General features: G+C 47.2%; 8 protein-coding genes. 5 read left to right on the forward strand and 3 right to left on the reverse strand.

The features are described 5' to 3' along the window. Together pstC and CKW00_RS00290 are read right to left on the reverse strand one after the other, a co-directional pair. Window positions 1-927 (reverse strand): phosphate ABC transporter permease subunit PstC, encoded by a 927-nt coding sequence (pstC, locus tag CKW00_RS00285; protein WP_095820848.1) that lies wholly within the window; start codon window positions 925-927, stop codon window positions 1-3. 45 nt (window positions 928-972) lie between these two features. Further along, complete coding sequence (locus CKW00_RS00290; RefSeq protein WP_095820849.1) at window positions 973-1,944, reverse strand: PstS family phosphate ABC transporter substrate-binding protein; 972 nt, start codon at window positions 1,942-1,944, stop codon at window positions 973-975. Window positions 1,945-2,281: 337 nt separating this feature from the next. Here CKW00_RS00290 and CKW00_RS00295 point away from each other — a divergent pair, with 337 nt between their 5' ends. The 4 genes from CKW00_RS00295 (at window position 2,282) to CKW00_RS00310 (ending at window position 5,666) form a co-directional block, all read left to right on the forward strand. After that, window positions 2,282-3,694 carry a cobyrinate a,c-diamide synthase gene (locus CKW00_RS00295; protein ID WP_095820850.1) on the forward strand — a complete coding sequence of 471 codons (1,413 nt, stop codon included), beginning with the start codon at window positions 2,282-2,284 and terminating at the stop codon, window positions 3,692-3,694. After that, the gene (locus tag CKW00_RS00300; protein WP_095820851.1) at window positions 3,666-4,499 is read left to right on the forward strand and encodes a cobalamin-binding protein; all 834 of its coding nucleotides are present in this window, start codon (window positions 3,666-3,668) and stop codon (window positions 4,497-4,499) included. The genes CKW00_RS00295 and CKW00_RS00300 overlap by 29 nt, the downstream gene beginning before the upstream one ends. After that, the gene (locus CKW00_RS00305) at window positions 4,492-4,677 is read left to right on the forward strand and encodes a hypothetical protein (protein WP_095820852.1); all 186 of its coding nucleotides are present in this window, start codon (window positions 4,492-4,494) and stop codon (window positions 4,675-4,677) included. Before CKW00_RS00300 ends, CKW00_RS00305 begins: the two co-directional genes overlap by 8 nt. A 137-nt stretch (window positions 4,678-4,814) precedes the next feature. Next, window positions 4,815-5,666: a VOC family protein gene (locus CKW00_RS00310; RefSeq protein ID WP_095820853.1), complete on the forward strand. Its 852-nt coding sequence runs from the start codon at window positions 4,815-4,817 to the stop codon at window positions 5,664-5,666. 61 nt (window positions 5,667-5,727) lie between these two features. Here CKW00_RS00310 and CKW00_RS00315 read toward each other — a convergent pair whose 3' ends face one another. Continuing rightward, window positions 5,728-6,936: a PD-(D/E)XK nuclease family protein gene (locus CKW00_RS00315; RefSeq protein ID WP_095820854.1), complete on the reverse strand. Its 1,209-nt coding sequence runs from the start codon at window positions 6,934-6,936 to the stop codon at window positions 5,728-5,730. A 214-nt stretch (window positions 6,937-7,150) separates the two neighbouring features. Between CKW00_RS00315 and CKW00_RS00320 the strand changes: the two genes are divergently transcribed. Further along, a complete protein-coding gene (locus CKW00_RS00320) occupies window positions 7,151-11,479 on the forward strand; it encodes an AAA domain-containing protein (protein WP_095820855.1) in 4,329 nt (1,442 codons plus the stop codon). The last annotated feature ends 104 nt before the right edge of the window (window positions 11,480-11,583 follow it).

Consider the following 11,583-nt stretch of genomic DNA (forward strand, 5'->3'; position numbering starts at 1 on the left):
TCAGTACTCCTCCTTGAAGCGACCGGAGATATATTGGGCCAGGAGATTCATGAGCAGGGTGAAGACGAACAGGGTCATTCCTACAGCGTATATACTGTAATAAGTTGTAGAGCCGTAGGAAGCATCCCCTAATGTCACCTGAACGATATAACCGGTCATCGTCTGAATCGATTGTGTGACGTCTGTCGTCAGTGTCGGGGTAGAGCCGGCAGCTACGGAGACAATCATCGTCTCGCCGATGGCCCGGGACACTCCCAGCAAAAAAGATGCTATGATTCCGGAAAGAGCTGCCGGAACGACGACTTTAAGGGCGACCTCCAGTCTGGTCGAACCGAGAGCCAGAGCTCCCTCCCTCATGGAATCAGGCACGGAGCTCATCGCATCCTCAGACAGGGAAGCGATCATGGGAATGATCATTATACCCACAACAATACCGGGACTGAGAGCATTGAAGATAGGTAAGTCTTTGATAAAGAGCTGAAGCATCGGTGTTACGAATGTAAGAGCAAAGAATCCATAGACAATTGTAGGAATCCCGGCGAGAACTTCGAGCACCGGCTTCACAACTTTTCGGACGTTACCCGGAGCAAATTCACTTAAATAAATGGCCGATGCCAGTCCTGTTGGAAGTGCTACAAGCATTGCAATGGCTGTTATTAACAGAGTCCCGGTTATCAAGGGAAGAATGCCATAGCTCGCATTTTCACCAAAGGGCCACCATTCTGTGCCGGTCAGAAACTCTATAATGGAGATACGGTTAAAGAATGTAACCGTTTCTACTAACAGCGTCAGAGTAATGCCGATGGTCGTCAACACGGATATGCTTGCACAAAGCAGGAAGAAGGCCGGTACTGTTTTTTCAAGGATAGAAAGGAAACGTCGATTTGCTTTCTTTTCATTTATCATCCTTTTAATGTTTACTGTCATGATTGTACTCCCCCTTTACAATAGTGGAGGCCTGGTATGCAGATGTTACTTCCCTGCAATGCTATCGAGTTCCTGCAACGCTTCTTCGTAGGCGCTGTCAGGCTTTCCGACATAACCGACCGTTTCCGACATCGCACCGGCATTCTTCAGAGCATATTCCGCGAAATTATATACCGCTTCATTTTCAAGTGCCGAATGCTTCACGTATACGAAGAGCGGTCTTGAGAAAGGATTGTATTCACCGGACTGGACCGTTTCCTGATCAGGTGCCACTGCTTCTCCGCTGTCATTAACAATCGGTACGGCCTTCAATTGTTCTTTATTTTCAGCATAGTAGGCGTATCCGAAGTAACCGATGCCGTTTTTAGAACCCGTTACCCCCTGGGCCAGTACGTTATCATCCTCGGATAATGAGGCATCCTGACGAATCTCGCCTTCTTCTCCGAGGACTACTTCGCTGAAATAATCGAATGTACCTGAATCTGCTCCGGGGCTGTAAAATTGAATTTCTTCTTCCGGCCATCCTTCTCTGACATCCGCCCACGTGGTTACGTCCCCGTAGGAGGACCACATTTTATTCAATTCCTTGACTGTCAGTTCATCGACCCAGTCGTTTTCTTTGTTGACGACGATGGATAGGCCATCAAGAGCTATTTCGAATTCCGTGTAGTCGATTCCTGCTTCTTCAAGAGATGCTTTCTCTTCGTCCTTGATCGGACGTGAGGCATTGGAGATGTGTGTTTCACCGGCTGCGAATTTTTCAAAGCCGCCGCCACTTCCGGAGGTGCCGATGTTTACGCGGGCGTCCGGGTTTTCTTTCTGATATTCTTCTGCCACCGCTTCCATTATGGGGAACACAGTAGACGACCCGTCCACCACGACTTCCGGACCATCACTCTCTGCATTCACGTTTTGACTGTCCTCCTCTGTGCCTTTACTCTCTTCTGTATTTCCACATGCTGCCAAAACGATCAAAAACAGAATTGCTGTTGCGAGAAACAATAATTTCGATTTCATACTTTCTCCCCCTCACGGATCTATGGTTGTCAGAAAAAGAGAATGACCACCTTCTCTGCAAGTTCTATTGTAAAGTATGAATGTTATTACCTTATTAACCCCGGGTAAATGTTCTGTAAAGCTCGCTTAAGGGGAATAAGCGGCAAATTTCCTCTTTCTTTCTTCCTTCCTGAAATTAAGAAAATGCAAGGTATTTATTGAAATTTCACAAAATACAACTACTGTACTATACTTTTATTGGGAAATGAAAAACAGAAATGAAATAAATTTTACTTAAGCGCTTTCAATATAGAGTGAGCTTATTTATATAACCGCTCAGGAAAGGAGGAAAGTAGAAATGAAGGAGAGGAAAATAGTTATTGCCGGAACAGGGAGCGGTATGGGCAAAACGACCGTCACGCTCGGACTGATGGCGGCTCTGAAGAAGCGGGGAGAGACAGTGCAGGGATTCAAATGCGGCCCGGATTACATAGACCCGGCCTTTCATACGGCGGTGACCGGACGCTCTTCCAGGAATCTGGACAGCTGGATGCTGACGCCCTCACAGATGACTGATGTGTTTACGAATGGAAAAAGGGATGCCGACATTTCTGTCATCGAAGGCGTGATGGGGCTGTTCGACGGCAAAAGCCCGGAGTCCAACCGCGGGAGCGCGGCGGAGGTAAGCGCGATGACGAAGAGCCCGGTCATCCTCGTCGTAAACTGTGTGAACATGGCCCGCAGCGCGGCAGCTGTCGTGAAAGGCTTCCAGCTTTTCGATGAGGAGACGGAAATCGCGGGCGTCATTGCAAACGAAGTGGGGAGTGACGGTCACTACCGGTTAGTGAAAACGGCGATTGAACAGGAGTGCGGCATTCCCGTCATCGGCTATTTGAAACAGGAACCCGGCATCCAGATGCCGGAGCGGCACCTCGGACTCGTCCCGGCGATTGAACGGGGGGACCTCGATGCCTTCTTCGACAGGCTCGGGGACCTGGTGCTTGAGACGGTGGACGTGGATAGGCTGCTGGAAATTGCCGAAACAGAAGCGGTTGAAGCCGTGGATGGGCCCACCATGTTCGAAACGAAACGGGAAAGACAGGCCCGGATCGCCGTAGCGAAAGATGCGGCATTCAACTTCTACTATCCGGAAAATCTGGAGATTCTGCAGGCACACGGAGCAGAATTGATCGAGTTCTCTCCGCTCAGAGGAGAGAGGGTGCCGCATGAGGCGGACGGTCTGTACCTCGGGGGAGGATTTCCGGAAGAGTTCGCCTCACGCCTGGCTGCACAGGAAGAAGGGGCGGCTTCCGTCCGCGAAGCGGTGCAGGGAGGATTGCCGACGCTCGCGGAATGCGGCGGTTTCATGTATCTGACGGATTCGATCGAAACGACGGACGGTGAGACGCATCCGATGACGGGAGTGATTCCCGGAAAGATCCGCATGCAGGAGAATCTGGCTGCGATCGGGTACAGAGAAGTGCGCGGCAGAAGCGGCAATTTTCTTCTGGAAGATCTCGTCGTCAAAGGTCATGAATTCCACTACGCCGTTTTTCACCCGGGGGAAGAGCAGGTGCCTGCTGCCTATCATACGGAAGATACGGGTGGTGCGGGCGATGCCGGGTACCTGATGTACAACGCAGTAGCCGGTTTCCCGCATTTCCATTTCGGTTCCTGTCCCGGAGTGGCAGAAAAATGGGTGGAAAAATGTACAGCGTACCGGAAAGGGAAGGGGGAAGGTTATGAAACTGATATCGATTTGTCCGAGTAATACCGAGCTTGCGGTGTACCTCGGTCTGGAGGACGCACTCGTCGGAGTGGATGACTATTCCGACTGGCCGGAAACGATCGCACAGCTGCCGAGGCTCGGGCCTGATTTAAGTATCGACATGGATCTCGTAGAGGAGCTGGAGCCTGATCTCGTGCTCGCTTCGCTGACCGTGCCCGGCATGGAGAAGAATATCGAAGGTCTGGAGGAAAGAGGCATTCCCTACGTTATCGTACCGAACCCGACAACGCTGATGGAAGTCGGGGACTGTCTGCTGTTCGTCGGAGAAGCGACGGGGACGAAAGAAAAAGCCGGGCGTCTGCACGCCACTTACGAGTCTATCCTTCAGCATTACAAAAAGCTGGCCGGCCAGGTGGACGAGCGGAAGACGGTGTACTGGGAATGGTGGCCGAAGCCGATTTTCACTCCGGGTGCTGCCAACTGGTTAACGGAAATCAGCGACCTTGCGGGTGCTGTCAATGTCTTCCGTGACCGGGAAGAGGCGAGTGTGCAGACGGACTGGGAAGACGTGAGGATGAGGGATCCTGATGTGATGTGTGTCGTCTGGGTCGGCGTCCGCCAGGAGAAAGTGAATACGAAAGTCATTCACAGCCGTGAGAAATCGGAAGAGATGCAGGCGATTAAAAATGATGAGCTCCATGTTCTCGAAGAGCCGCTGTTCTGCAGGCCGTCTCCACGACTGCTGGCGGGGCTCGTGAAAGTCGCCCACATCCTGCACCCGTCCGTCTATCCGCCGTACCCGGAAGGGAAAGACCCGCTGACGGAATGGGGTGTATCTGATGATTGAACGTTATCACTGCTGTGCCACGTGTAAACATTTCCGTATCGACGTACGGGAAGACGGGGACCGGCGCATTTACTGCGAGAGGCTCGGGTTCGACACGAAACCGACTTATCAGTTCAACTGCTGGGACCCGAAAGAGCGGGTCAGAAAAGCGATGAAACAGGAAGAGGAATCAGAGTAAATGAAGAAGTGTGACAGGGCACTCCTGTCTGCTTCTTCTTTTTTATGGCAGGTTTTCAAACAGTGTTTAAAAAAGCAGAGGGGAGGTAAAATGACAAACAGAAACATACGCAGTATCAGAAGAAGGGGAGAGGGAAAATGATATATCATCAACAGCCGTTACGTTTCGTGAAAGACGTCGTGCTGAGAGTTACGGATCTCGACACGTCGCTGCAGTTTTATAAAGAGTATCTCGGGCTCAGCGTATTTGGGCGGAAAGAGAACAAAGTCGACCTGACGGCGGATGGCAAGTCCGCACTGCTGTCTCTCGAGGAACTCGGAACGCCCGCGAGAAAAGAACGGGAGCGGACAGGGCTGTATCATCTGGCACTGCTCGTACCTTCACGAGCCGCTCTCGCAGACGTACTCAATCATTTAGCCGATAAAAACATACCTGTCGGTTCGGCCGACCATCTCGTAAGCGAGTCGCTGTATATCAATGATCCGGACGGTAACGGTATTGAAATTTACGCAGACCGCAGCCCGTCCGAATGGGAATGGCATAACGGAGGAGTGATCATGGGCGTGGATCCGCTCGATTTTGAAAGTCTCCGTCATGCTTCAGAAGGAAACGGAGACTTCGAGAAATTGCCGGAAGATACGGTCCTCGGTCACATCCACCTCCACGTCTCCGATTTACAGGAAGCCGAAGATTTTTACACATACGGGCTCGGGTTTTCTACAGTGAGCCGTCTCGGAGACCGGGCACTGTTCCTGGCGGACGGCAACTATCATCATCACATCGGTCTGAATACGTGGGCCGGCACCGGTATACCTGTTGCTTCCCGGGAAACGCCCGGACTGGAGTCGTTTACGATCGTGCTTCCGGATAAAGGTACGGCGGATCAGACTGTACGCCGGCTGAAGGAATTTGGTGCCCCGGTTACGGAAAGAGAAGGAGCAGTTGTGACGGAGGACCCGTCCGGCAACCGGATCAGGCTGGTAGTGTAACGGTTACTAAGTAATTAATAACGGAAAAAGCGGAGGGTCTGTCCCCTCCGCTTTTCTATATTCATATCTGTGTTTGTGAAAAAGCCTTTGTTTCTTTATCTACGATGTCGATGAAAGGTCTAAAATCTTCCACCATTTCTTCGAGAGCCGCTTTCAGTTTATCTTCCTTATGCAAGTATTCAGGGGAAAGGATGTGATATGTCTTTTCAGCGAAAGAATATTTCGCTTTCCACTCTCCCCTGTAGGAACCTTTACATAATATGTTTTTATCATCCAGGTGTGTCTCTAACTCTTTTTCAAAGTTATTGGAATGGGAAACCTCAAAATCTTTTTTGTGAGCACCTTCAATGTCTAATTGAAAAATCAACTGTTCATTAACGAGCTTCTCTTGATCTAATTTCAGTTCAAAGTGTATATCCAGTCCTCTACTTTTCCAGGAGGGCTTGTAAATTTGATGATACGATCTTTTTTCGGAGAAATCGAATTCCCATTGCCCCTCTACGTTAGCTTCAAAATACTGTTTCATCGTATTTTTGATGTAGTGAAAAATATTGTGATAATCCACGTTGAATTGATGTTCCAGGTCTTTGATCGTATTTAAATGCTTCATATATAGTGATGATTTCTTTGATAACTCGAGTTTTTGATTGTTCAAGAAGTAACCCTCCAAGTGAGAAATGAATTCATGGAAAAATACAGCTTTTCTGACATCCCTGGTAAAGTCCACAGGAATTTCCCTTAACATTTTGACTAGGTGAGCGTAACTGACTGGAATAAAATTATCGTTAAGAGGATGTTTTCCGTAAGGAGAGAGAAAAACGTAAGTGATTTCGGTCTTCTCAGTTTCACTTTCGACCGATTCATACACTTTGCGAAGCTCACACTCATAGTCGATCGTCTGATTTCTGTGTTCTCCGGAAAATACTTTATGTTCAATTGCAATAACGTGGTCTTTGTTCAACGTAATAAGAAAATCGATCCTTCTATTGTTAGGGAGGAGATATTCACGTTGTATATCCAGGTGATCCGGTTCTATTGTGTGGGTGGGAATGTTAAGCATTTCTAAGAAGTTGTACAGTGGCAGGTATCCTATCCCGTTCGAGTTGGGGTTCAGAATGTAGGAGAAGTAGTTACTTATGAGGTCTTCATCGTAAAAGTTCTTACCGAGTATCGTAATGATGCTTTCGTTCGTTTCTGCATTCTCATCTTTTATGTAGGAGTAAATTTCCTCCATTCTCTCCAGGTGTTCCTCTGTAGCTATTTTATGCATAAAGCCGTTTGCCCTCCTTCGTAGTATAATAATTTAATGGTACCAGATTTTTGGTAAGATATAGGGAGAAGTTACACTCATTTCGAAAGGTGTTCGTTTTTTTGAAGTTAAATGATTGTTTATAGTTCCCTGATACACAAGTCGGTTCTCTCATGTGATAATAGAATAAAATGGGAATTACAAACGAAACAACAATATAGTGAGGTGAATTTGCATGCAAAGCGTTCAAAACGATAAAGGAACGAGATTTTTTAAATACCTGCTCGAACTGAACAATCTGGTCGGAAAAGTCGAAAGAGATTACCGAGGGTATGAAATGGTATGGGAAAGGGACTCCATCGAAAATTTAGAAGGCGTCCGTTTGTTTGAAGAATGTGTAGAAGAGGATCGTGTGTTTGAAATCGATCGACCTTCCATAACCGAAAGAGATGAACGACCTCCAAAACTCCCTTCCATTCTTGCAGGCTGGATTGATGGAAATATAAAAGATATAGATCATCTGCCGGCGTATTACATAGAACGTAAAGAAAAAAGCGGAGACAAAGAAGCACCTGCTGTATCTTTTGAAGAAGACCCGAAACGGGTGGAGGCATTTAAAACCTGGATAAAAGAATGGGAAAAATGGGCAGAGAACTTGAGAGAAAAGCGCATTGTTTTAAATCTCTACGATAAATTTTTCCATCTGGTTTCCCGTTTCGATCAGGAAGGGGATACGTTAGAGTTCATTTATGGAAGAGGCATAATGACGTGGAAGCATAACGATAAATCAGTCGGGACCATTCGCCATCCGCTTGTTTCCGCAAAGCTTGAGCTTGAACTGAATCCGAGCCAGAAGAGAATTATCGCAAAAACTTCTGAAGATACCGTGAAAGTGGAAAGAGATATGCTCTCCGGTATTCAGTTACCGAACCGCCGGGCCCTCGACAAAGTCATTTTATCCATGCAGGAGCAGGGGATCGACGAAGAATTTGAAGAGTTGTTTGAACAATTCGTCACACTCATACACCCTGATGGAGCAGTTAAAGATAGGAAGAAACATATAGATATTAAAGCGACACCTGCTATTTATGATCAGGGGGTCTTCGCTCTACGAAGTAAAAAAGTTCGCGTACTCCGCGAAGATCTTGAGCAGATTATCGGAGGCGTGAAAGAGGGTTCGCTGGAAATGACGGAGGCGGTCACTTCCATTTTTGAAGGAAAGTCCCCTCAAAATTCGAGAGAAGGAAAAGGAGAAACGAAGAACCCGCTACCGAAAGACCATCTTTACTTTCCTTTACCTGCCAACGAACAGCAGAAAAATATAGTGAATCGGATTGAAAATAACTTTGGTGTCACTGTACAGGGTCCTCCGGGGACAGGGAAAACACACACGATTGCAAATCTCGTCTCTCACTTTCTTTCTCAAGGGAAAAGAATTCTTATTACTTCACAGAAAGAGAATGCTCTTAAAGTGCTGAAAGATAAAATTCCTGAATCAATTCAGGACCTTTGTGTTCCGGTTTTGGGCGGAGGTCGCGATTCCATGGAGGGGATTGAGAAATCGATCCGCACGCTCAGTGAGCAGCTGGGTGAATTAGACGGACCCAGACTCAAGAAGAATATTGAACATAATCTTCAGTTGCTGGATGAAAGCAAGAGGGAAGAGGCAAGACTGACGAATAAGCTGAAGATATATACAGAGAAAGAAGGAACACCTCTTGCCTACGGTGGGGAAAAGCTCCATAAGTATGATGTAGCCAAACAACTTGCCCATACGGATATAGACTATTCCTGGATTAAAGACGATATTGGTATGGAAGTTACCTTCCCCCTTACCAAAGAAGAATGGACCAATTTTTGGACTTTAAAAAACCGGATCGGAAATGAAGAACTATCTCTGCGCGATAAACGCCTTCCTTCGCTCGATACGGAAATTATGAGTGTACCGGAATTCAATGACCTGGTCGAAGAGGTAGGAGAATTGGATGATTACGAAGACGAAGGTCAACGGATCATCGAAGCCTACCAGTTGAGGGAAGACAGAGGTTCCCTCGCCCAATGGTCGGAACGTATGGAGACGATTCTTTCCTTTCGGACACTGATACAAAAAGATTCTTCCCGTATGATCGTTAATGATCTGAAAGCAGGAGGCTCCAGAGAAGCACGCTGGCGTAACCTGTATGAAGAGCAAAAGGCAGGGATAACCAGACTGTTCGAACTGTATAATGACCTGGTTTCTGAAAACGTTAACCTCCCTGACAAAAATCTGAAAGAAATCGAAGAGGATGTACGTACGGCGAAAGAACCTTTAGAACAGGGAAAGAAACCATCCTTCCTTTTCTTTCTGTTCAAAGGAAAAAATACGAAGTATCTATTTGAAGAAGAAGTGTTGAACGGGAAACCGCTTGAAACGTTGGAGGATCTTCAGGTTATAGAACGTCACCTGGAGTATGCGAAACTGAAAGAAGAAACAGCCCGCGTACTGAACGGGAACCTGCAGGAAGTAGGAGCTACAGAAGTAAATCAGGATAATTCCAGATTTCCTCATGAAGCGGAAGAAGCGTTAGAAACTATCCGGCAGGTGATAGAATATGTTGATGAAATCAAACAGGTCGAGCAGCAACTGCCTGGGGAAACAGATTTCTACGACTTTGCGCATGTAGAAGAATTCCGTAAAGAACTGGACATAGCGGATAAGTATGTCGCTTTGAATCATTGGAGAATTCGTCAGAAAGAGGAAACGGCTAAGCTGAAAGAGATATCAAACGAAACGGATATCCATCCGATTATCCATAAGTTCATTAGTGCGATGGAAACAGGAGATAATCAGAAATGGGAGAGTGCAGTAGAACAGTTACTTCACTTCGGGGAACGCAAGAAACTGGTGGTGGAATTTTACAAACACCTTCAAAAATTAAAGCAGTCGCTGCCGGCCACTGCCGCTTTCCTAGAATCGAAAGTCGGCGAAGAACAGGAGTTGCCGGAAGATTATAAAGAAGCCCTCGAAAATCAGAAGCTGCAAACGTGGCTGGATGAAACGAAAGACGTAAATGTGGCTCGTCTGAAAGATAGACTCGAAGAACAGCATAAAGAGCAGAAGCGTTTAATCCGTGAAGTGGTCACGGACTCCACATGGAAATCGCAAATGGAACGGATTACGGATGAAGAGAAACGCGCGCTTTCTTCCTGGAAAACTTACATCAAACGGTACGGGAAAGGGACCGGAAAATCAGCCCAGAGAAACCTGAAGGGAGCCCGTAATTCCATGAAGACGGCTCAGGGGGCTATCCCGGTCTGGATTATGCCGGTCAACCAGGTGCTTGAGAACTTCCCGGTCACGAACGATAAATTCGATGTCGTTATTTTCGATGAAAGCAGTCAGTGCGACCTGTTCTCTACAAATGTGCTGATGCGCGGAGAGAAAATGATTGTAGTCGGAGATGAAGAACAGATCAGCCCGCAGGCTATAGGAACGAGGGATGAAGACGTACAGGAACTCGTACGTCGGTATCTTTACGATATTCCGAACGCCAATCTCTTCGACGGGAATATCTCTTTGTATGAAATGGCCGAGCAGACTTTTCCGAAAGAAGGAAAACTGATGCTGCGGGAACACTTCCGCTGCGTCCCGGAGATTATCCAATTTTCAAATGACTTGAGTTATGGAGGAGAAATGATTCCGCTGCGTCTTCCTGTAGAGGAGGAGAAGCTGGAGCCGCCTGTACTCGCACGAAAAGTCGAAGACGGGTATAACGATGCCAAAGAAAAGGATATTAATGAGCCGGAAGCGGATAAAATCGCAGCAGATATGCAGGAAATGGTGAGTGACCCTGCGTACGAAGGTCAGACGTTCGGAGTTATTACTTTACAGGGACAAAAGCAGGCTCAATTACTGGAGACAAAACTTCGTGAGGCTATCGGTGATGAAGAGTTTGTAGAGCGGAAAGTGATATGTGGGGATGCTTACACACTACAGGGGGATGAACGGGACGTTGTGTTCATGTCAATGGTCGTCGCACCGGAAAGACGGTTCCGTTCCCTGACAAAAAATAGTGAAAAACAGAGGATTAACGTAGCTGCAAGCCGTGCCAAGAATCAGATGCGCTTGTACCACTCTGTAGACACTAATGACCTGAAGCCTGATGACTTCCGGTATAAGCTGCTCAGCTACTGCAAGAATCCGTCGCGGGTCGCTGATGAACTGAAGAACCTCGAGGAATATTGTGATTCTCCGTTCGAAGTAGATGTCATGCGCGCCATTCTTGCCAAAGGATACAAGGTGACTCCGCAAGTGAAAGTGGGTCGGTATCGCATCGACCTTGTCGTCGAAGGAATGAGAAATCGCCTTGCAGTAGAATGCGACGGGGAAAGATGGCATGGACCGGAAAAGTTCGAAGAAGATATGGTCCGTCAGGAGTCCCTCGAAAGAGCCGGCTGGAAGTTCTGGCGTCTCCGGGGTCGTGACTTCTATCTGAATAAAAAAGAATCGTTGGAGAGTTTATGGCAAAAGCTTGAAGAGATGGGGATTGAACCGCAGCATTATGAGGAGAAACAAAAGCTTTAGTTTCTGAACAATATCTGTAAAACGAATGAGAAGAAGGTAACCTTTGATTACATAAGGGTTGCCTTCTTTAAGTTGAGGAGGAAAGTGGGACGTATTTTGTATCT

It is taken from the genome of Salimicrobium humidisoli (assembly GCF_002295105.1).
In the GTDB taxonomy this organism is placed as follows: Bacteria; Bacillota; Bacilli; order Bacillales; family Halobacillaceae; genus Salimicrobium; species Salimicrobium humidisoli.